The sequence below is a fragment of the Sulfitobacter profundi genome (genome assembly GCF_042661425.1).
Taxonomy (GTDB): domain Bacteria; phylum Pseudomonadota; class Alphaproteobacteria; order Rhodobacterales; family Rhodobacteraceae; genus Sulfitobacter; species Sulfitobacter profundi.
Genome location: NZ_JBHSWA010000001.1, coordinates 867466 through 889707 on the forward strand (window position 1 = coordinate 867466; position 22242 = coordinate 889707).

The 22242-nt window shown below is 57.6% G+C and carries 18 protein-coding genes and 2 pseudogenes; 15 read left to right on the top strand and 5 right to left on the bottom strand.

From position 1 onward, the window contains the following. Positions 1–20: 20 nt before the first annotated feature. Complete coding sequence (locus ACFQAU_RS04670; RefSeq protein WP_132446657.1) at positions 21–443, bottom strand: DoxX family protein; 423 nt, start codon at positions 441–443, stop codon at positions 21–23. A 133-nt stretch (positions 444–576) separates the two neighbouring features. Here ACFQAU_RS04670 and ACFQAU_RS04675 point away from each other — a divergent pair, with 133 nt between their 5' ends. After that, positions 577–1470: a LysR family transcriptional regulator gene (locus tag ACFQAU_RS04675; RefSeq protein ID WP_132446659.1), complete on the top strand. Its 894-nt coding sequence runs from the start codon at positions 577–579 to the stop codon at positions 1468–1470. Positions 1471–1502: 32 nt separating this feature from the next. Here the strand turns inward: ACFQAU_RS04675 and ACFQAU_RS04680 are convergent, their stop codons facing one another. After that, positions 1503–2264, bottom strand: coding sequence for an IclR family transcriptional regulator domain-containing protein (locus tag ACFQAU_RS04680; protein WP_132446661.1), 762 nt, complete (start codon positions 2262–2264; stop codon positions 1503–1505). A gap of 105 nt (positions 2265–2369) precedes the next feature. Between ACFQAU_RS04680 and ACFQAU_RS04685 the strand changes: the two genes are divergently transcribed. From ACFQAU_RS04685 to ACFQAU_RS04715, 7 genes and pseudogenes are all read left to right on the top strand, one after another. Then, positions 2370–3089 (top strand): 3-oxoacid CoA-transferase subunit A, encoded by a 720-nt coding sequence (locus tag ACFQAU_RS04685; RefSeq protein WP_132446663.1) that lies wholly within the window; start codon positions 2370–2372, stop codon positions 3087–3089. A 17-nt stretch (positions 3090–3106) separates the two neighbouring features. Next, the gene (locus tag ACFQAU_RS04690; protein WP_120352701.1) at positions 3107–3784 is read left to right on the top strand and encodes a 3-oxoacid CoA-transferase subunit B; all 678 of its coding nucleotides are present in this window, start codon (positions 3107–3109) and stop codon (positions 3782–3784) included. Then, positions 3781–4980 carry a 3-oxoadipyl-CoA thiolase gene (gene pcaF, locus ACFQAU_RS04695; protein ID WP_132446665.1) on the top strand — a complete coding sequence of 400 codons (1200 nt, stop codon included), beginning with the start codon at positions 3781–3783 and terminating at the stop codon, positions 4978–4980. The genes ACFQAU_RS04690 and pcaF overlap by 4 nt, the downstream gene beginning before the upstream one ends. Before the next feature lie 180 nt (positions 4981–5160). Beyond that, positions 5161–6101: pseudogene (rarD, locus tag ACFQAU_RS04700) on the top strand (EamA family transporter RarD). A gap of 355 nt (positions 6102–6456) precedes the next feature. Next, the gene (locus tag ACFQAU_RS04705; protein WP_386280893.1) at positions 6457–7089 is read left to right on the top strand and encodes a metallophosphoesterase; all 633 of its coding nucleotides are present in this window, start codon (positions 6457–6459) and stop codon (positions 7087–7089) included. Between the two features lie 489 nt (positions 7090–7578). Further along, entirely contained in the window at positions 7579–7956 is a 378-nt protein-coding gene (locus tag ACFQAU_RS04710) for a DUF6634 family protein (RefSeq protein ID WP_386283810.1), read from the top strand. 327 nt (positions 7957–8283) lie between these two features. After that, a complete protein-coding gene (locus ACFQAU_RS04715) occupies positions 8284–8634 on the top strand; it encodes an antitoxin Xre/MbcA/ParS toxin-binding domain-containing protein (protein ID WP_132446671.1) in 351 nt (116 codons plus the stop codon). Between the two features lie 142 nt (positions 8635–8776). Here the strand turns inward: ACFQAU_RS04715 and ACFQAU_RS04720 are convergent, their stop codons facing one another. Both ACFQAU_RS04720 and ACFQAU_RS04725 read right to left on the bottom strand, forming a co-directional pair. Then, positions 8777–10126: an AlbA family DNA-binding domain-containing protein gene (locus tag ACFQAU_RS04720; RefSeq protein ID WP_132446673.1), complete on the bottom strand. Its 1350-nt coding sequence runs from the start codon at positions 10124–10126 to the stop codon at positions 8777–8779. A gap of 351 nt (positions 10127–10477) precedes the next feature. Continuing rightward, the gene (locus ACFQAU_RS04725; RefSeq protein ID WP_132446675.1) at positions 10478–11251 is read right to left on the bottom strand and encodes an amidohydrolase family protein; all 774 of its coding nucleotides are present in this window, start codon (positions 11249–11251) and stop codon (positions 10478–10480) included. A gap of 83 nt (positions 11252–11334) precedes the next feature. Here ACFQAU_RS04725 and ACFQAU_RS04730 point away from each other — a divergent pair, with 83 nt between their 5' ends. From ACFQAU_RS04730 to istB, 7 genes are all read left to right on the top strand, one after another. Further along, on the top strand, positions 11335–12066 hold the full coding sequence (locus ACFQAU_RS04730) for a GntR family transcriptional regulator (RefSeq protein ID WP_132446677.1): 732 nt from the start codon (positions 11335–11337) through the stop codon (positions 12064–12066). 28 nt (positions 12067–12094) lie between these two features. Beyond that, positions 12095–13045 carry a tripartite tricarboxylate transporter substrate binding protein gene (locus ACFQAU_RS04735; RefSeq protein WP_132446679.1) on the top strand — a complete coding sequence of 317 codons (951 nt, stop codon included), beginning with the start codon at positions 12095–12097 and terminating at the stop codon, positions 13043–13045. 3 nt (positions 13046–13048) lie between these two features. Further along, on the top strand, positions 13049–13498 hold the full coding sequence (locus tag ACFQAU_RS04740; protein WP_132446681.1) for a tripartite tricarboxylate transporter TctB family protein: 450 nt from the start codon (positions 13049–13051) through the stop codon (positions 13496–13498). Position 13499: 1 nt separating this feature from the next. Further along, a complete protein-coding gene (locus ACFQAU_RS04745) occupies positions 13500–14996 on the top strand; it encodes a tripartite tricarboxylate transporter permease (protein ID WP_132446683.1) in 1497 nt (498 codons plus the stop codon). A 493-nt stretch (positions 14997–15489) separates the two neighbouring features. Continuing rightward, positions 15490–16125, top strand: coding sequence for a TniQ family protein (locus ACFQAU_RS04750; protein WP_386280904.1), 636 nt, complete (start codon positions 15490–15492; stop codon positions 16123–16125). Positions 16126–16215: 90 nt separating this feature from the next. After that, positions 16216–17745 carry an IS21 family transposase gene (gene istA / locus ACFQAU_RS04755; RefSeq protein WP_260010420.1) on the top strand — a complete coding sequence of 510 codons (1530 nt, stop codon included), beginning with the start codon at positions 16216–16218 and terminating at the stop codon, positions 17743–17745. Further along, positions 17735–18526: an IS21-like element helper ATPase IstB gene (gene istB / locus ACFQAU_RS04760; RefSeq protein ID WP_260011503.1), complete on the top strand. Its 792-nt coding sequence runs from the start codon at positions 17735–17737 to the stop codon at positions 18524–18526. The genes istA and istB overlap by 11 nt, the downstream gene beginning before the upstream one ends. 1253 nt (positions 18527–19779) lie before the next feature. Here the strand turns inward: istB and ACFQAU_RS04765 are convergent. After that, positions 19780–22058 (bottom strand): annotated as a pseudogene (locus ACFQAU_RS04765) (adenosylcobalamin-dependent ribonucleoside-diphosphate reductase). Positions 22059–22242 lie beyond the last annotated feature (184 nt).

Genomic DNA, 22242 nt, shown 5'->3' on the forward strand with positions numbered 1-22242 from the left:
ATCCGGGAGGTTTCAGCAGATCAGGCGAATTTGCCCAAGGCACGGTCAATCACCGGCAAGCGCAGCGCATAAGCGCCCGCACCCAGCAGGGCGATCACGCCTTGGACTACCGCCCAGAACAGCGGGAATTCCCATCCACCACCTTCGTTTGAGAAGGTCCAGCCGAACCCGGCATGAGCCCAGACCGACCCAAGGAGGATGGCAATCAGCGGCAAGGACACAAGACGGACCGCAACGCCAGCGATCAACAAAAGACCCCCACCAAGCTCAGCGAGGATTGTCAGGTAAGCAAAGAAGCCCGGCAGCCCGAGGCTTTCAAAAAACGCGACGGTGCCGGGAATGGTGAAAAGGCTCACCTTCATCCACCCGTGGGCGAGAAAGAGAACACCGCTGGAGAGACGGAGCGTTAGGGCTGCGAGATCGGTATTGGATTGCGTTGCCATTCGTTTGGTTCCTTCTGGGGAGAGACCGCATGCAAGCGGCCCTGTTGTTGGTATGTCCCCTACATACGCCTTGCACCCCTCGCTCAAAATGGCGAATATATGGAATGACTATCCATGAAGTGTACTGAATAAGATGGACCTGCTCGATCAATTGCGCGCCTTCGTGGCAACGGCCCGAAGCGGATCGTTCACCGCGGCGGCCGAAGAATTAGGCACCTCCAACCGCCTGACGTCAAAGTACGTGGCCGAGCTTGAGCAGAGGCTTGGGGTTCGCCTGCTGCAAAGAACGACACGGCAGGTTGGGCTGTCCCCGGCTGGGGAAACCTTGCTGGCCGGTGTCCCCGCGCTCCTTGATGGGATCGACGACCTCCTAGAGGAAGTTTCGCAAGGGTCCGAAGGTCTGTCCGGTCCGCTCCGGATCACGGCCCCCGTCACTTTTGGCGAGATTTACGTGGCCGGCATGCTGGCACGCTTCGGCGCCATTTACCCTGATCTAACAATCGATCTGCGATTGAGCGATACCTATGCGGACCTTGCATCAGATGGGATCGACCTGGCCCTGCGCATTGGCCATTTCGATCTGTCGTCCATGAAGGTCCGCCGCCTGACCCGTTTCGAAAGCATTCTTGTCGCCAGCCCCGCCTTTCTGGCCCAGAGTCCCAAGATCACAAGGCCTGAAGACCTGTCCGAGGTAAGCTGTATCGTCGATACGAACCGGCGCCTTGCGCGTCGCTGGAACTTCACTCGGGCGTCTGAGGAACGGGTCGCCCAAGTCAAAGGACGGTTTCAGGTGAACTCCGCTCACGCGGCGGCAGAACTCGCGCGCCAAGGGCTTGGAGTGGCCTATATCCCGAGCTTCGCGGTGAGTGACGCCATCGAACGCGGTGCGCTGGTGCCGCTTTTGCCCGAGTGGACCGGGGAGAAAGGCGATGTGGCGGCGGTCTACCTCGAAGGCCGCGCCCTGCCGCGTAAGGTACGGACGTTGATCGATTTTATCGTGGCCGACATGCGCGAACATTCGGTTTGAGGCTGATTAACCAAAACGTTGCTTCCTGAGGATTACCCAAGAACACGGGCGATCCCGGCCTGCACCTTTAGTAACGCTGGCAGGTAACTTTCGACTAATTCCGCCGGGTCCGGCTGCGTTGCTGCCATCCCGGTGTTTAGCGCCGCAACCACGGCACCCTTGCTGTTGAGCACTGGCACCGCGAGCGAGCGCAGACTGATCTCAACTTCTTGATCGACCACCGCATAGCCGCGCGTCCGCGCTGCCTGCACGTGCATCATGATCTCATCCGGATCCGTCAAGCTGAACCGGGTGCGCGGGGAGAGGTCGGACGCCTCAATAATCCGGCGCGCTTCTGCCTCCGGCATCGCGCCTAACAACACGCGCCCCATGGACGTGCTATGCGCCGGAAGGCGCGATCCGGGCATCAGGCCAATCGACATGACACGCCGCTGCGATGCCCGAGCGAGATAGACAATTTCGATCTCGTCAAGAATGGCGACCGAGCAGCTTTGACCGATCTGTTCGGTCAGCTGATCCAGCCAAGGCTGCACGACCTGCGGCAGTTGCAGAGCGCCGATGGCCCCCGTGCCGAGGCGCAAACAGCGGTGTGTGAGAGCGAAGTATTTCCCATCATAGGCAGCATAGCCTTCGGCATGGAGCGTCAACAGGCACCGGCGCGAAGTAGCACGGTCAAGCCCGGTCAGCGCGGCGACCTCGCTAATCGACAGCTTGGGGCGCTGCGCATCGAAACATTCGATCACCCGAAGTCCCTTGGCGAGAGATGAGATTGTACTGCTGGATTTGTTCGTCATGCGCACAACAAATTGCGCAAAACGAACAAATGTCAATATACGCACAAATTTCTGGTTCTGCATACGCCCGACCGCTAGACCCTCGGTAACCTGAGGAGACCAGCAATGGACAAAGCACTTCCTACCGTGGCCGAGGCTGTGGCCGATATCCCGGATGGCGCGATGGTGATGATCGGAGGGTTCGGCGGCTCTGGCGCGCCAATCGAACTGATCCACGCCCTTATCGACCGCTTTCGCGCCACCGGCAGCCCGGCGGCCATTACTGTCATCAACAACAACGCGGGCAACGGCTATTGCGGCATCGCGGCGATGATCAAAGCAGGCATGGTCCGCAAGATGATCTGCTCTTTCCCGCGCAGCTCCAACGCCGAAGCCTTCAATGAAAAGTACCTCGCGGGCGAGATCGAGCTGGACCTCGTCCCCCAAGGCACATTGGCCGAGCGCATCCGCGCTGCCGGTGCCGGCATCCCCGTCTTCTACACGCCGACCTCCTTCGGCACGGAACTTGCCGAAGGCAAACCGACCGAAGAATTCGATGGCAAGATGTATGTCCGCGAAAGATGGCTGAAGGCGGATTTTGCGCTGATCAAGGGGCAGGACGGGGATCGCACCGGCAACCTGACCTACCGCATGGCGGGACGTAACTTTAACCCGCTGATGGCCATGGCGGCAGAAAAAACCATCGCGCAGGTCAGCGTGCTGGGCGCGCCCGGCAGCATCGACCCGCAAGAGGTCATCACCCCGGGCATCTTTGTCGACGCAATCGTGGAAGTGGCAGAACCTCAACAAGAAGAAGTGCTTGTGCGCACGGGAGTGGTTTACTGATGGCGGAGTTCAACATCATGCAAGACAAGCTCTCGAACGCGCAGATCGCATGGCGCGCGGCGCAGGACATCGAAGACGGATCTTACGTTAACCTCGGCATCGGCTTCCCCGAGATGATCGCCAAATTCCAGCCCGAAGGCCGCGATGTGACCTATCACACCGAAAACGGGGTACTGGGTTTCGGTCAGGCTCCGAAAGAGGGTAAAGAGGATTGGGATCTGATCAATGCCGGCAAAAAGCCCATCACGCTCAAGCCCGGTGCCGCGTTTTTCCACCATGCCGACAGTTTCGCGATGGTGCGCGGCGGGCATCTCGATCTCGCCGTACTGGGGGCCTATCAGGTTGCTCAGAATGGCGACCTAGCGAATTGGCGCGTCGGCACCAAGGGCGTGCCTGCCGTGGGCGGCGCGATGGACCTTGTGCATGGCGCTAAACGGGTGGCCGTGGTCACCGATCATGTCACCAAGGATGGCGGCCCGAAACTGGTCGAACGCTGCACCTTCCCGCTCACTGGCTTGGGATGTGTCACCCAAGTCTATACCTCGCTCGCGGTGATCGACATCAAGGGCGGCAGGTTCATCCTGCGGGAGAAAGTGCCGGGGCTCAGCATGGACGCTCTACAGGCCGTCACCGGGGCCACGTTGCACATTGAAGGCGATGTTGCCGATCTTATCGTACCTGAGGAACTGGCATGATCGACGTCTATATCTGTGATTACATCCGCACCCCCATTGGCCGATATGGCGGGGCGCTGTCCTCTGTCCGGGCCGATGATCTGGGCGCTGTGCCCCTCAAGGCGCTGATCGAACGCAACCCCTCTTTGGACCCTGCGGCAATCGATGAAGTCATCTTTGGCTGCGCCAATCAGGCGGGCGAAGACAACCGCAACGTCGCGCGCATGTCGCTGCTGCTTGCGGGCTACCCCGAGACCGTCCCTGGCACCACGATGAACCGGCTCTGCGGCTCTGGCATGGATACGGTGATCACCGCCGCGCGGGCGATCAAGGCCGGAGAGGCCGAGTTGATCGTCGCGGGCGGGGTTGAGAGCATGTCACGCGCGCCCTTCGTGATGCCAAAGGCCGAGACCGCCTTTGCACGGAGCAACGAGGTCTTTGACACCACCATCGGCTGGCGTTTCGTCAACAAGATGATGAAGGCGCAATACGGCGTCGATTCAATGCCCGAAACCGCGGAGAACGTGGCGGAGGATTTTGACGTTACCCGTGCAGATCAAGATGCCTTCGCCCTCCGGTCCCAGCAAAAAGCAGGCGCTGCCATGACAAGTGGGCGTCTGGCGCAAGAGATCGTGCCTGTCTCTATCCCACAGCGCCGGGGTGATCCTATCCTTGTGTCAGAAGATGAACATCCCCGCCCTTCGACCACCTTGGAAGCGCTACAAAAGCTTAAATCCTTTGCCAAAGCGGATGGTACGGTGACGGCAGGCAATGCCTCCGGCGTCAATGATGGTGCGGCGGCATTGATCCTCGCCACGAAAGAAGCCGCAGAGAAACGTGGGCTGACCCCTATTGCCAAAGTCCTCGGCGGCGCGACGGCCGGAGTCGCACCGCGTATCATGGGCTTTGGTCCTGCGCCTGCGTCCAAAAAGCTGATGGCGCGGCTCGGGCTGAAGCAAGAGGATTTCAGTGTCATCGAACTGAACGAGGCTTTCGCGTCTCAGGGCCTTGCCACCTTACGTGATTTGGGCATCGCAGACGACGATCCACGGGTGAACCCCAACGGCGGCGCAATCAGTCTTGGACATCCGCTTGGCATGTCAGGGGCCAGGATCACCGGCACAGCCATGCTGGAGTTGAAACCCGGAGAGAAGTCCCTTTCTACAATGTGTATCGGCGTTGGCCAAGGGATCGCCATCGCATTGGAGGCCGTCTGAACCGCTGGCCGTAGCGCTGGAATGGCGATCCCATTGGTGCCGGTAGATACCTGAACTGAGGGAAAGCCGAACTAGCGCCATCCGAAGCCCTGCCTGCAAGTTCAGCCATTCAGACGACAGGATAGTTTGACGCTGGCAGGCGTTCATAGAAGAGGTTAGGACGAATGCGGAGGACCACCCATGCGCAACCCCGACAGCCTCACGACCAGACCCAACGAAGACACACCCCAAGGTCTGGCCTTTGCCATTACAGCCTATGTGTTCTGGGGGTTCCTGCCGCTCTATATGAAGGCGCTGGCGCATATCCCGGCGGCCGAAGTCGTCGCCCACCGGGTGGTCTGGTCTGTGCCGATTGCCGCGTTAGTACTTGTGGCGATGCGGCGGACGCAAGATTTGAAAGCGGCTTTGCTCTCCCCCGAACGCTGCTCATGGGCGTGGTAACGGCGACGCTGATCTCGATAAATTGGGGCATCTATGTCTGGGCGATCGCCTCGGGCCACGCGCTTGATGCGGCGTTGGGTTATTACATCAACCCTCTGTTCAGCATTCTATTGGGCGCGCTTCTCTTAGGCGAACGCATGTCCAAGCGGCAATTGCTCGCAGTGGGCCTCGCCGTAGGGGCCGTGCTCGTGCTGGCTCTGGACACCGGATCGATCCCTTGGGTTGCCTTGGGGCTGACACTGAGCTGGGGCTTTTACGCGCTGGCCAAGAAAAGCCTGCCGATCGGGCCGAACCAAGGTTTCTTGCTCGAATTGCTGCTTTTGCTTGTCCCGGCCCTCGCCTATATTGCCTACCTTGCGACGACAGGTCAGGGGAACTTCCTCACCGGGGCGTCGGTCGATACCTGGCTCTTGCTCGGCTGTGGCGCGGTTACAGCGGTGCCTTTGCTGGTCTATGCCAACGGTGCGAAACTCCTGCGGCTCTCGACCATCGGAATTCTGCAATACATCGCGCCGAGCATGATCTTCATCGTCGCAGTATTCGTATTCGGCGAAGAGTTTGGTCGCGCGCGAATGATCGCCTTCCCGATGATCTGGGCGGCGCTGATCCTTTACTCGTCATCAATGCTTCAACAGATGCGACGGAGCCGTCCAGCCAAGGGTCCTGTAGATCAAGGTTAGGCGCTAGAGCTATCTGGAACCGGAAGTCTGCGCAGAGCTTTTGCTTTTTCCTTTCAAGGTTGGGCTTCGCTAGAACAGCAATATTCCAGACATAGGTTCAGCTGGCTTTCACTGGCCCGTGCTTCTTTGCGAAATTTGAAACCACGACCATATTCAAAAGCGCCAGTTTTGCGAAAAACAGCAGAAACATCCTCTGAATACCCATATTAGGCTACATATACTGAATTCTGAAAGCTTGCTAATAACGAAATAGGTATACCCTTATAAAATCGTTTAAAAACATGTGGTTGACTCAAATCTCAGTAAAGTGCCACATGGATGGGAAATCAGCTTCCCATAGGCGAGGGCTTCCGGCATGACACTGACAATTCCATTCAACAGCGGCCGGATCGTGATCCTTTCGGACTTGCATGCCAATACATACGAGCACAGAGGGACTGATCCGATTGCTGCGCTGGGTCTTCATGCTGTCGTGAACGACACGCTTGATGGACTTATAATCGCCGGCGACCTTACGGATGGACCTGCGCGTAAATGGATCCAGGGGCTTGCTCAACTGACACCGCACCTCCCGCCAGAACGCATCTATGTGATGCCCGGAAACCATGACTATTATGGCGGCACACTTACGGATGACCATCTACTCGCCGAACACGCGCGGTCAGTCGGCGCACACTACGTGCAGAAAGAGGAATTGTATCACGGCGAAACACGGTTCCTATGTTGCACGCTCTGGACGGATTTCGATCTGTTGGGGGATGCCGAAACGGCAATGGGCATCGCTGGAAGCGTTATGCGGGATTACTCCCATATATGGGTTGATCCCCCCGCAGGTTCAGGTGACGGGGGCGGGATATCGTGGCAACGTTCAGCGACCGAAATAGAACCTTCTGATACACTTGGCGTTCACCGCGACCACCGCGCTTGGCTTGAGGACAAGTTGATGTCCCCCACCCTTGCGGAAAGGCAGGTCGCACGGTCGTCGTGACCCATCATGGGCCCCATCTGTCGGTCGCAGGGCCAGTGGATGGCCTTACACCCGCATTTCACTCTGATTTAACAGACCTAATTGCCAGGTTTGCCCCATCTGCATGGTTCTTTGGCCATTCACATCGCCGGCTACGCGCCATGGTTGGACAAACCGACGTTCGGAACGTGAGCGTGGGATATTGTCGGGAGTTCCTTCGGCCAGAGAGTGAATATCTGTTCGAAGCAGGTCTTTGGGTGAGCCACGATGGATCCTAACTCGGCTGACCTCAAGTTTCTTGAGACTATAAGACGGTGCGCCCCACTTGTAATCACTGATACTGATGGCGCTGCCTATGCTGTAGCCGACTCCATCCCGCCCGAGATTCATGAAGCAATCGGACAGCTCAACTTAACGATGGCATGGGTTGAAGTGGGCGAAAGGCTTAATTTCCCAGTAGAGAACTGGGTGTCGTGCAAGGAGAAGCTGATCGTCGAGCTTATGGAACGCATGAAGCGGCGGTCCCTCGAACTCAGCAAGGTGGGGCCGTCTACTGCCGAACTTGACCTGGCGCCAACCCTCTCCCCATGGTCTGCCATCCTTGATCCAGAATACGGGGGCGCAATCCTAGTTGGCGCGCAGGATGGGCACCCAACGCTGCGGAGTAAGTTCATCAATACGTCTCGGCTTTGTGAGTTGGACGAAGAGGGTGCTTGGGCCCGCACGTCGACCCGATGGTACCGGTTGGGCGAAAATGCAAGTCGGAGACAGCTGCGTTCATTGCTCTATGGCAGGGTTGGTCTCGCAGACGCCCTTAGGCTCACCCCGTTTGAGGCACAAGCTTGCATCAAGGCAGATCAAGTTTCCGCAGGCCTCAGCGATGCTTAACCTTAGTAGATACTTGAAAGGTCACATCGAAAACTGCCTGGTCTATAGCTCAGATCAGACCCACACCTTCCTGAGCCCCCAGGCAATTTTTTCAATCACAGCCTTAATCGTCTGCGGCGCAGCTCTATTTGTATCCTGGCGCGCTTATCACTTATCGGCAAAAAGCACTGGCCCCGATATGGAGCTCGTGAGGCGGTTCGTTGAGTCGGCCCCCTTGGAACGACTTGCCGCAATTCAGACGCCTGAGAACCAGGACGCTGCCCAAGTCGAAGACGAAGAAGGAAAGAACGCAGCTGTAGAAACGTCCTAGTCGTAAGGGAGATTGCGATGCACTCAATTGATTATTTCAACCACCACGGACAAGCTGATCCACGAAAAGTCGCGTTCATCTTGCGTACCTCCATCACAGAGTTAGCCGTAGCAGCCGGGGTCGACCAGGAGGAACTGCAAGGCCCGCAGATGATGTCGGATGAGACGCAGAACCGATTAGACAACCTTGTGGATGTACTGAACAAAGTGGGACCCCGGTTCGCTACACCGGTCATGGCTTATCACTGGTATAGGTCCGAACCACTGGCGGGCTTTGATGGCCAAACTGCGATGCAACTCGTTCAGGCAGGCAAAGCACAGCAAGTCGTCGAGTACATAGAAGCTGTGGGGGCGGGAATCTTCTATTGAGCAGTCTCTGGGACGAAGGGCGGAATGCGGTCATTCGCTGCGTGAGGCATGAGGGTCAGCTACGAGAAAATTTTTGACCTTCGCTATGCGGCCGGCCAGCTTTGCGGGGCGGGCACCCAACCTATTGTAGGCAGCTCTATCCTCAATTAGCCCTAAGGCTGCGAACGACGCTCTCAGCGTTAACTACGGGTCCTTGAGTGAGTTTGTTCATCGGCTGAATGATCGAAGCAATTGCCGAGCTCCGAGTTTCGGCAGCTAAATCTGAAGCTTTTAGGACAAAGTCGATTTGCTTTGTGTTCTGGCGAGCCCGGTAGTCCATGCTGTAGTAGACCCCAATGTTGGTGGATCTGAGGTTTCGCCCACTCAATCCACTAAACAAAACACGGATGCGGACGTCACCGGTGAAATCAAAGTAGTCAGCAATGTGCTTCACCGTTGCGAGGAAACTATTAGCGTAGGAAACCTGTTGAGCTATCCATATATGCTGGCCTCGTTCCCAGGTAAGTGAGGAACTGTGCTCAACGGCATCCTTTATCCAGGCGGTGTCCTCCCAATACGAGATAGCCTCCGTTCCGCTTAACCACTCACTAAGCCGCCAAACGGCACGATGATCGAAGTCTGCGGTATTTACATGGACCTCGAGCCCGTCATGGCCCGCTACCTCGATTACAAAGGGACGATAAGGGGTATTGTAGTTGCTTTCGAAAAAGACATGGCCGCCGCGTGCATCATGCGGACGTTGGCGCAAACACTCAGCAATCTGATCGGTTGTTGCTGGTTCAGCATCAACCAGGTGAAAGCCATAACCCACAAAGCAATTCGATAGATCAACTTCATATGGGTGTTCCTGAGCCTCCTCCTTCCATTTTCCAACGGTATGTTCGAAGTCAGCTTCGAAAACGCTTTCTTCCACCGTCTCAGGCGTAGGTCGGGGTTGTTCGATCATGGTTGACAAAGCGCCAAGCAATGAAGCTTTATCACTTAGAACACAGTGCCTTATCACGTCCTGCCATTCATCTGGAGATTCAATAGGCGCTGAAACAGGGCCCGCCTTACGGGTGTAGTGTATGCCCTTTGTAACGCCTTGCGTGCGCCCGCGTTCGTCGTCTGGTCCATTCTTTTTTGCGCAAACTGGTGATGTGCCGCATGGGGGCACCCAGATGACTGGCACAGCAAAAGCTACTCCCTCCGGTTGCTGTTTACTGACGGTGCAGTGCGGTGCTGGTTGCAAATAAGCAGCCGCGATTTGATTAACTTGGTCTTGATCGACGGTTATAATCTCTGTTGGGATTGCATCCGGGTAAGATCCATCGTCTTCGCGACCCAATACGATCCACCCTCCACCATGAGTGGCCAAAGCGCAGATTTCCTTGGCAAGCTTCGCTTTGCCTATATTCTCGCGCAAGGGCAGTGAGCGCTTAAACTCAACGTCTAAAACCTCAGTTGAAAACTGTAGGGCATTACCAAGATCAGGGGGCAGTTCGTGGGGCATAATCGATTCTATCAAGTTTCAGAGAAGGACAACCGCAGAGCAGGTCGGTGGTGCTTCTGAACTACCCATTCCCTTGCTCAGAACATTTACTAAGCTTTGCAGTTTGGCAATGCCCGCATTTTGCGTTTCGCTGAGCTTCATTCATACTGGAGCGCTTGTTGGTTCGGGTTTTTCACTGCCGTTCGCCACGAGTCGCATGAATGTCCTGTCAGGGACGATGGCGAATACATGCATCGCGGTGGGATGCCCCGAAATGGCTTGCGCCGGCCGTTGTGATCTCCGGGCTGCATTTCAACTGGGCGCATATAGATTCCGGGGCAGCAGATGGGTTGGGCCGATCTCGCTTGGAATTCAGCGTATGCCGTACAGTTTTCTCGCTGCGGTTCTGCTCGATAAGTTGCGCCACTCTTTGTTGCGGGACCAGACGTCAGCATAGCCAGTGTGGTTCTCGTGCTGAGTATGCGGCCAATCACTGCCCCAGACAACGTGACTGTCGGGCAGTACACCCAGTAGTTCGCTGGCATGGAACGTGATGTCGAACGGGATGCGGTAGTGCGCGGCGAACTTGAAGTAAAGCGCGCTTCGGTCATACATCGCGGCAACCGCTCGGATCATCGGATCGTTGTGCGGGTCCGGTTCAGACGGTAGACCGAAATGGTCGATCACCAGGTTCACCCCCTGGTCTGCGAGCGCAGGAAGGACCGGTGCGATGCGCGGGCCTTCAAGGTGAAGCTCAAGGTGCAGGTTCCGGTCTCTCAGTTTTGCCAAAAATCGCTGTGTTGGGGTCGCGTTCAGGCGGGGGATTGCCGCGCCGCGGACGAGATTCCAGCGAACCCCGCGCATTCCAGCGTGCGCGAGGCGGTCCAGTTCCTCGTCGGCTACGTCTAACGGGACAACACCGACTCCCGCGAAACGCGAGCGGTCCAATTTTGAAAGTGCGGCGCACATCTCCGAATTGTCGGTGCCAAGGAAGCTGACCTGCACGATGACGCCGCCTTGTAGCTTATGTGTTTCCTGATGGCCCAGCCACTCCGCCAATGGCGCCGGTCGAGCAGGGACGTACCGCGCCCCGTCGACGGCAGTAGTCGTTTCATACACATGCGCATGGCAGTCGAACTGGATCATAATGTGCTCCTTGGCCAATTCATATATATAACCAGTTGACTGAATGGGTCAATATCCGTTAGGTCATTCTTGGGGGGACGACAATGAGCACCAGATTCGCTATGACAGACGCACGGTTGCCGGCCTATGCGCGGTTGCGCGACACCTTAACGGCGCGCATTGCTGCGGGCGACTGGACGCCCGACCAGCCGATCCCGTCGGAGGCGCGTCTGGCGCGAGAATTCGACGTCTCTGTAGGCACGGTGCGCAAGGCGGTAGACGGACTGGTGGGCGAGGGCCTTCTGGAACGGCGCCAGGGGTCGGGTACCTACATGCGTGCGCCGTCCTTTAACGCCACCCTGTTCCGCTTCTTCCCAATGCGTGAGGGCAACGGTGAGCCGATGACGATCCCGCAGAGCAAAATGATCAAGCGCAGCTTGGCAGAAGCGTCCGCAGAGGCTGCCGGGGCGCTTGGCACAAAGGATGTGATAAAGATTGTGCGTCTGCGCAGCTTGGCCGATCAGCCGGTACTGTTCGAGGAGATCTACATTCCCAAAGCGCGGTTTTCTGGCTTCGAAGCCCTACCGGACGCCGCTTTCGGGCCGCTGCTTTATCCTACCTACTTCGAGCATTTCGGCGTGCTGGTGAAACGCGCGACAGACGAAGTGTCGTTCGGGCGTGCCTCGGACGCAGTGGCGCAACAACTGCGCATCCGTACGAATGATCCTCTGGCGGTAATCTGTCGCACAGCCTTCGACATCGAGGGCAAGCCCGTCGAATGGCGCATCGCCAGCGGAAATGCCGAGGGCTTCCGCTATCGCAGCGAAATCAATTGACGACTTCAATTTCAAAGGGAGAGAGACCATGATGATTAAGACAACTTTGCTCGGACTGTCCGCCGCCGCAGCGCTGGCTGCCCCGGCACTGGCAGAATACCCAGAACGTGCCATTGAACTGACCATACCAGCCGGCGCCGGCGGGGGCACCGACACCAGCGCCCGTAAATTGGCGATCCTTTTAGAAGAAAAGCTCGGTACCTCCATTGCGATCCTGAATGTGGGTGGCGGCGGCGGCTCTGTCGGGGCTTCGCAATTCATGCAGGCCAACGCGGACGGCTATTCACTGTTCGCCACATGGAACAGCCCCCTGACCACCGTGCCGCAGGTGCAGAACGTGGCCTATTCGCTCGACAGCTTCACCCCCATCGCCTCGACCTCGCAAACCGCCTATACGCTTTGCGTGAAGTCTGATTTCCCGGCCACCACGGGCGAAGAGTTCCTGGCCGAACTGGAAGCCAACCCGGGCAAGTACACCTATGGCAATGACGGCATCGGCGGCACCATGCAGCTCGCTGCCGAGCGGGTCTTCCAGGCCAAGGGGATCGAGGCTCTCGCCATTCCCTTCGGTGGCGCGGGCGAGACGCTTCAAAATTTCCTTGGCGGTCACGTGGATATCTACGGCGGTTCAATCTCGACCGTTTTGCCTTACGTCGAAAACGGCGAAGCCAAGTGCCCGTTGGTAACTTCAGCCTCTGGCGTTCCGGCCCTACCGGGCGCTTCCGGGCTTGAGGTATTGGGGCTTGGCGACAAGGAAACGCTTCTATGGCGTGCCATTCTTGGGCCGAAGGGTCTTGATCAGGCCATCGTTGACAAGCTGGCCGACATGATCGACGAGGCGGTCAATGATCCTACTTATGTCGAGTTTCTGGCCACCAAGGGCGAAGTGCCCAATGTGGTTAAGGGCGAAGATCTGGGCAAACGGCTGCAAGGAGAATACGACGCACTGGCCGAAGTCTCCAAGAACCTCGGGCTCTGAGCGATGGAGAAGCGTCAGGATATCGTCCTCGGGCTGCTTTTTGCCGGCCTCGGCATTGCCGCGGCCTGGAAGGCGACCGATTACAACGGGGCCAGCGGGAATTACCCGATGTCACTCGGCCTGATCCTGGCGCTTCTCGGCGGAGCCGTGACGGTCAAGGCTGTCCGCTCAGGCCGTAACGAGGCGCGGCCGCTGATTAGCGCGCCCACGCAGATGTTCATCGCGGCTGTACTCTCGACGATCTACGTGGCGCTGGTTGTGCCATTGGGCTTTTACACCGCGTCCTTTCTTTTGATGCTGGCTCTGCCGGTGGCGCTTGGTTTTCGCCAGGGTATCTATGCGTTGATCGTGGCGCTGGTTTTCATGATCCTGATTTACCTCGTTTTCTCATTGCTGTTGGAAAAGCCGCTACCGCGTGAAGCCCTCCTATCCATCTTCGCACCCGGAGCATGATATGGAATTTTACACCAATGCATTGGCCCAAGTTCTGACCTTCGGGCCGCTGACAGCAATGATCGGTGCCACGCTGCTGGGCGTATTTATCGGCGCTCTGCCGGGGCTTAACCCGGTGATGGCTATCGCGCTCCTGTTGCCCCTGACCTATTCGATGGATCCGTTAGTGGCACTGGCCATGGTGGCAGGCATCTACAACGGCTCGATGTACGGCGGCGCAATCCCGGCGATACTGCTGCGCATTCCCGGCACTCCGGCCTCAATCGCCACCACCTTTGACGGCTTCCCTATGGCCGACAAAGGCGAGGCTGCGAAAGCGCTGAAGATTGCTTGTTGGTCCTCCGCTGTTGGGGGCATCGCCAGCGCGATCGCTTTGATGACGGTCGGACCACTGTTGGCAAGAGTAACCTTATATTTCGGCCCAGCCGAATATTTCTGGATCGCGATCTTCGGCATGGCATCGGTCGGCGTCATGGTCGGTTCAGACCCTGTCAAGGGGATCATGGCTGCCGTGCTCGGTCTGCTGATCGGCACGATGGGGATCGACAACCTTTCAGGCCAAGCTCGGTTTACCTTCGGCCAAACCTGGCTTTTGGGTGGGCTCGACCTGATCGTGGTGCTGGTGGGGCTTTATGCTCTGCCGCCGGTCCTGCAATTGGCTGAAAAGGCCGACCTCAAGGGGCTATCTGCCGCGCAACTTAAGCTGACCGATGTGCCTTTCAAACTCGGCGAACGCCGTGCATTGATCCCGACTTGGCTGCGCTCCTCGGGCATCGGCATAGGTGTCGGCATCCTGCCAGGCGCGGGCGGCAACATCGCGGCCTTTCTCAGCTACAACGCCGCCAAGAACGCCTCGGACGATCCGTCGAGTTTCGGCAAAGGTAACCCGCAGGGCGTAGCCGCGGCGGAATGTGGCAACAACGCCGACAACGCCGCGTCGATGATCCCGGCGCTGGCGCTCGGCATCCCCGGCAACGTTGTCGCGGCGCTGGTGCTGAGCGCGTTGACCATCCATGGGCTGCAACCCGGCCCGCAGCTGTTCCATCAGAACCCGGTGCTGGTCGGCGGTTTCATGATGGAGATGCTCCTAACTTCGGTCTTGATCTTCGCTCTCGGAGGGGCCGTCGCCACTCGCGTCTTTGCCCAGTTCCAGCGCCTGCCTGGGGTGCTTCTGGTGCCGTCAATCCTCATCCTGATGTGCGTGGGTGTCTATGTTATCAACGGCCGCCCCGTCGACCTCTGGGTGATGCTCGCCGCAGGCCTCGTGGGGTATTTCCTGGAAAAGGTGAACGTTCCGCTGGCACCGATTATCCTTGGTATGATCTTGGGCCCGATGGCTGAACAAAGCGTCCGGCGCGCCCTGCTGATCAGCCGTGGCGACGCCACCGACCTGCTGACTCGCCCGATCTCTGCGGCGCTCGCCATCGCCACTCTCCTCGTGATTGTCTGGCCCATTGCCAAGGCCATGCGGCGCCGGCGTGACGCGCGAGAGGCTTGAGTCGCGGGATCTTTGCTCTGATAAATCGAACGCACTGATCTTCTGCCGCGTGATGCCTGAGGGAGCCACGCGGGTTCATAACTCTGCAAATGACTGCAGAGCCGCATTGCACCTATCCACCTCGGCGCCAAATGTCTTTTTAGGGTGGCCTATTCTGCGCATTGTCGCTGACCGGTGCTGCGGCTGCGCTGTGCGACAAAAAGGACTCGGAAGCTGACTTTCGCCGCGCAAGTCACGAACGGCAGGTGTGGGCCGTTCGTGTCGGTCACTTGAGGCAGAGACTACTCTGACATCGCGTTGCGCTCTGTTCCTGGGTCATCTGCCGTAGAGAGGTTTGGTTTCATTCGGATACGCCTGACAAAGTCTCAATGGAGCTTGATTGTGGATGCTGTGGATCCGGCTTTACGAAAGACGGCCATTGAAACAGGGTATTGGCTTGCAGTTGATTAAACGTGGCATAACTGAGTCATGAAACGAAAAATAAGAGCAATTCATGATCGATGTCGCGCCCCTTCCTCTCAGGACAGCCTCCGTCCCGCGGGAAACTGCATTCTCCCACATGTCTAGGCTGGCGGCAGCAAATAAAGTAGACTTACGGGAATTCGGCTTTGAACTGGGTATTCCCTTCCAGCGCATTCTGAACGGTGAACGGGATATGATCAGGATACTAGCCTTGTTGGGCGGGACTGATCACGAGTGCCTACAACACTGGTCGGGAACAAAACTTGAAGGTCGTCGCCATGAACTTTGCGGCGAAATCTATCCTGCAAAAACCATCCGCAGCCCTGAAATCCGGGGATGTCCGATCTGTCTGAAACAGGACGCCAGTTCATCGGAACGTTCACCAGAGCATTCGATGGCAATCCGCGGGCACTGGCTGGTTCCGCACGTGACTATCTGCCTTGCGCATGAGCACCCTCTTGTCCCGCTCTGGCGGGAGACCCAGCCCTTCGCGCGATATGACACCGTGACGCAATTCCGGTCTATCGCGCCAGCCATTGTTGCTGGTGAGTTTGACCGCGAGATTCGTGAACTGACGGACTTTGACAAATGGCTGGAAGCCAGGCTTGTTGATGGGCCAGGAAACGGCTGGTTAGATCTGCAACTGTTGATTGTCACCGAGAACTGACCCGGCAACTGCAGAAATTGTCATTGAGAATTGACCCATGTGTAACCTTGCCCCTGCTTGAATCAGCTGGGAGCTATTGGAGTGTTAGACATGGGATTTCTGAGGATTATTCGGAAATGGGCTCTGCGAGACAAGATGCCCATCCGCGAGATTGCGCGCCGGACAGGGGTGTCTCGCAACACGATCAAGAAGTATCTGCGGACAGGGATAGTTGAGCCCGAGTTCCAAATTTTGGACCGACCGAGCAAGTTAGACCCTTATGCTGAGAAGCTGACAGGCTGGTTGCTGTCTGAGCAGCGTAAATCACGCAAGGAACGGCGAACGGCCAAACAGATGCATGCAGATCTGGTTCAGCTCGGCTTTGATGGTTCATATGAGCGTGTCGCGGCCTTCGTGCGGAACTGGAAGGGCGAACGCCAGCGTGCTCAACATACGACTGACCGGGGTGTTTTCGTGCCCTTGGTCTTTCAGCCGGGCGAGGCGTTCCAATTCGATTGGAGCGAGGACTGGGCCTATGTCGGCGGCGAGCGCCTCAAGCTTCAGGTCGCTCATATCAAGCTGTCACACAGCCGCGCATTTCTGGTGCGGGCATATCGGCTGCAAACGCATGAGATGCTGTTCGATGCCCACTGGCATGGCTTTCGGGTGTTTGAGGGTGTTCCGGGGCGTGGCGTCTATGACAACATGAAGACAGCCGTTGACCGGATTGGTGTCGGCAAGAAGCGCGATGTAAACGCACGGTTCCTTGCGATGACCAGCCATTATGTTTTTGACCCTGAGTTCTGCAATCCCGCGGCAGGGTGGGAGAAAGGTCAGGTTGAGAAGAATGTGCGCGACGCCCGCCATCGGCTTTGGCAACTCATGCCCGCCTTTCCGGACCTCAATGCGCTGAATGAATGGCTGGAGGAGCGCTGCAAGCTTCTCTGGGCCGAGACACCGCATGGCAGATTGCCTGGCAATATTGCGGATATCTGGGACGCCGAGAAGGCCGCGCTGATGCCACTGCCCACAATGTTTGACGGCTTTGTCGAGCAGAGCAAGCGGGTATCCCCCACTTGTCTGATAGCATTCGACCGTAATCGCTACTCAGTGCCTGCCAGCTTTGCGAACCGCCCTGTCAGTCTCCGCATCTATCCTGAACGGCTGGTCATCGTCGCCGAAGGCCATGTGGTCTGCACGCATGAGCGCATTATTGAACGCTCACACCGTCAGCCAGGGCGCGTTATTTATGACTGGCACCATTATCTGGCGGTGGTTCAACGCAAACCCGGCGCGCTGCGCAACGGGGCGCCCTTCGTTGAGATGCCAGAAGGGTTCCGGAAGCTGCAGGATCATATGTTGCGTAGGCCAGGTGGTGACCGCGAGATGATCGACGTCCTATCCTTGGTCCTCCACCATGACGAACAGGCCGTGCTTTGCGCAGTAGAAATGGCGCTGGAGGCGGGCGTACCAACAAAAACCCATGTCTTGAACCTACTTCACAGGCTGGTGGATGGCGCACCGATAGACCAGCCCGATGTGACCCCGCCTGCGGCCCTTTCTTTGAATAAGGAGCCCGAGGCCAATGTCGCACGATATGACGGGCTACGCACCACGGGAGGAACACGTCATGCGTCATGATCCCGCCGGTGCTGCCATCGTCATCATGATGCGTAGCCTGAAGATGCCAGGCATGGCTCAGGCCGTGCAGGACCTGCATGAGCAGGGATCGCCCGCTTTCGATGCCGCGATCCCCATATTGTCGCAGCTGCTAAAGGCCGAGATTGCTGAACGTGAGGTGCGTTCCATTGCCTACCACATGAAGGCAGCACGCTTTCCGGCATACAAAGACATCTCTGGCTTCGACTTTGGCGCCAGCGAAGTCCGTGAAGCTTTGGTCCGCCAACTTCACCGATGCGAGTTCATGGACGCGGCTGAGAATGTAGTGCTGATCGGAGGCCCTGGAACGGGAAAATCGCATGTCGCTACCGCCCTCGGCATTCAAGCAATCGAGCATCATCGCAAGCGTGTGCGCTTCTTCTCCACGGTCGAGTTGGTCAATGCGTTGGAGCAGGAAAAGGCCCAAGGCAAGGCAGGAAAGATCGCCGAGGTGCTGGTGAAAGCCGATTTAGTGGTCTTGGATGAGCTGGGATACCTGCCGTTCAGCGCTACGGGTGGCGCGTTGCTGTTCCACCTTCTAAGCAAACTCTACGAGCGCACCAGCGTCGTCATCACAACCAACCTGAGCTTTAGCGAATGGGCCAGCGTGTTCGGTGATGCAAAGATGACCACCGCGCTCCTCGACCGCCTCACACATCGTTGCCACATTCTCGAGACCGGCAATGACAGCTACCGGTTCAAGGCCAGCTCCGCGACAGCCAAACAGAAACGAAAGGAAAAAGCGGCATTGACGCCATCATAACGCAAAGAACATAACAACTGGGTGGGTCAAGTCTCGGTGAAAATGCCGGGTCAGTTCTCGGTGACAATCAACAGCGTTAAACGCCTCATACGCGCTATGAAAGTGCGGTAGGTGCGTGGCGGTACAAAGAACGGTTGAAGATTGTTCTTCAAGGGCGGCGTGAGCCGCCCTTTTTTGTTGTGTCCCTACGGAGACCCAAGTTTGATTGTCTTGGCTAAGGCATCTCGAAGGTAAGCTGAGGGGTGATGCCTACTTAGCCCTGAAACGCCGCAATCTCAGACCGAGGAACTCCTAAACTTAATCCCGGACGCTGCTAAGTCCCCCCTTGCCATCCAAAACAGGGACGATCGCACGCTTATACCGCTTAGCACCTCGAACATGAGGAAATTACGCGTTTCCGCTCGATTGACTTCTTATGCTTGCACAACGGCTATTCTAACCCGGCCGGTGGCCATTAATTGGTAGTCAGAACACTTAGCCCAAGCTATGTGCCGGTAGATCGGCGTGTCACGCATAGCGGCCGCGAAATCGCTGCCTTCGTCACCACCGGCACTGTCGCGTAGTCTCAATTTGTAGGCTTCCATGAAATTGGAAACGATGAGAGCATCAGGAACAATATCTGGGAGCCACGTTCAATACTCGCCACGGTTTGGGTATCATTCGAAGCGTGAGAAGTAGATCGCCTCATACGCGCTATGAAAGTGCGATAGGTGCGTGGCGGTCACCAAAGAGAAGATGAAGATTGTTCTTCAAGGGCGGCGTGAGCCGCCCTTTTCGTTGTGTTCCTACGGAGACCCAAGTTTGATTGTTTTGGCTATGGCATCTCGAAGGTAAGCTGAAGGATGATCCCCACTTAATCGTGACAACGCCTCAATCTCAGAGACTGAGAAACTCTTAAACTTAATCCCCGTCGCCGCTAAGTCGGCCCTTGCCATCCAAGGCAGGGGCGATGGCACGCTTACACCGCTTAGCCCCCTACTTGGGGAAATTACGCGTCCGTTCGATTGACTTCTTATGCTTACAAAATGGCCATTCTAACCCGGCCGGTGGCAATTGATTGGTAGTCGGAACAGCAGGACTGTAACAGCTGTATTTTTTTGCCAATACAGGCTTGGATACGCGTTCTCAAAAAATCCATTGATTTCAACCTCAACAGCCTTTCGGCAAAACAGGCCCCGACTCTTGGCAGGCGAACTTACGGGTTTTGGCTTAACTACGCCCGTAAGATCACCTACAAACTACCACCCCAAAAATCACCCACACTTACTATGCCCACAGCTCCCACAAGTCATGCACCCCTCGACCATCCGCATATCGAACTGACCGCAAGACGGGCATGACTTGCCACGCGGCGCATCGAGGCCGACGACCTTCGCCTGCGGGTCGGTCTTCAGGCCCATGCCCTCGCCCGCGATGAAGCCGGTGGCGATCATGTGGCGCTCGATCACGCCGCCGATGGCCGCGAGGATGGAGGGGATGTATTTGCCCTGCATCCAAGCCCCACCGCGCGGGTCGAAGACAGCCTTGAGTTCCTCAACCACAAAGGACACGTCACCACCACGGCGGAACACGGCAGAGACCATCCGCGTCAGCGCCACGGTCCAGGCGAAATGCTCCATGTTCTTGGAGTTGATGAAGACCTCAAAGGGGCGACGGTGACCGTTCAGCACGATATCGTTGATGGTGATGTAGAGCGCGTGTTCACTATCGGGCCATTTGACCTTGTAGGTGTTGCCCTCCAACTCGGCCGGACGGTCCAGCGGGTCGGACATATAGACGATCTCGCCGCCCTCGCTGACCTGATCGGGGCTGTCGGCGGGGGCCTTGTCGGTCTTCTCCGACGAGACGCTCAGGACCGAACCGGTCACGTCGTTGGGGCGGTAGGTGGTGCAGCCTTTGCAGCCCGTATCCCACGCCTGCATATAGACGTCCTTGAAGGCATCGAAGGAGATATCTTCGGGGCAGTTGATGGTCTTGGAGATCGAACTGTCGATCCATTTCTGCGCCGCGGCCTGCATCTTGACGTGGTCGGCGGGCGGCAGGGTCTGGGCGTTGACGAAATAGTCGGGCAGTGGCGTGTCGCCTTTCAACTCGCGCCACATCTGCACGGCGTAGTCGACGACCTCTTCCTCGGTCCGGCTGCCGTCTTTCTGCAGCACCTTACGGGTGTAGGCATAGGCAAAAACCGGCTCGATCCCAGAGCTTACGTTGCCCGCATAAAGGCTGATCGTGCCGGTGGGCGCGATGGAGGTTAGCAGCGCGTTGCGGATGCCGTGTTCGCGGATCGCGTCGCGCACATCGTCGTCCATCTGCATCATGGTGCCGGAGGCGAGGAATTTTTCCGCGTCAAAGAGGGGGAAGGCCCCCTTCTCTTTCGCCAACTCAACGCTCGCCAAATAAGAGGCCCGCGCGATGGCCTTCAGCCAGCTTTCCGTCTGGGCCGCCGCCTCGTCTGAGCCATAGCGCAGGCCGACCATCAGCAGCGCATCGGCAAGACCGGTGACGCCCAGACCAATGCGGCGCTTGTTCTGCGCCTCAGCGGCCTGTTCGGGCAGCGGGAAGTTCGACACGTCGACGACGTTGTCCATCATGCGGACGGCGGTGGCGACAAGCTCGCTCATCGCATCTTGGTCAAGATGGGCGTCGTCTTCGAAAGGCTGCGCGACCAGACGCGCGAGGTTGATCGAACCTAGCAGACAGGCGCCATAGGGCGGCAGAGGCTGCTCGCCACAGGGGTTGGTGGCGGCAATGGTCTCGCAATAGTTCAGGTTGTTGGCGGCATTGATGCGGTCGATAAAGATCACGCCCGGCTCGGCGTAGTCATAGGTCGCCTGCATGATCTTGTTCCACAGGTCGCGCGCTTGCACGGTCTTATAGACCTTGCCGCCGAAAACGAGGTCCCACGAACCGTCGGCCTTCACAGCCTCCATGAAGGGGTCGGTGACCAGCACGGACATGTTGAACATGCGCAAACGCGCGGGGTCGGATTTGGCGGCGATGAAATCCTCCACATCCGGGTGGTCGCAGCGCATGGTCGCCATCATCGCGCCCCGGCGCGAGCCTGCGGACATGATAGTGCGGCACATCGCGTCCCAGACATCCATAAAGGACAGCGGGCCGGAAGCATCTGCCGAGACGCCCAGCACATCCGCGCCGCGTGGCCGGATGGTCGAGAAATCATAACCGATTCCCCCGCCCTGCTGCATGGTCAATGCAGCCTCTTTCAGCATGTCAAAGATACCCGACATGCTGTCAGGCACGGTGCCCATGACGAAGCAGTTGAACAGCGTCACGCGGCGCGCGGTGCCCGCGCCTGCGGTGATGCGGCCAGCGGGGAGGTATTTGAAATCCTCCAGCGCGTTGAAAAACTTGTCTTCCCAAACATCCGCCTTCGATCGACCTGCGCGAGGTCGCGGGCGATGCGGCGCCATGTGTCCTCTACCGTGACATCTTTCGCGGTGCCATCGGCCCCTTTAAAACGGTATTTCATATCCCAGATTTGTTCGGCGATCGGGGCGGTAAAGCGGGACATACAACGGTTCCTTTGAGTCGTGAGGGCAGCACGAATGCGACTTAAGAGTTGGCATCGATACAACATGAAGGGCCGATTTCTCAACGCCCAAAATGCACATCTACGGGAATTTATTCTTCAGCCTACCACAATACCTTGCTAGCTCCGAAGGAGAAACTACTATATAGGGGCGCATTCTCAGGAA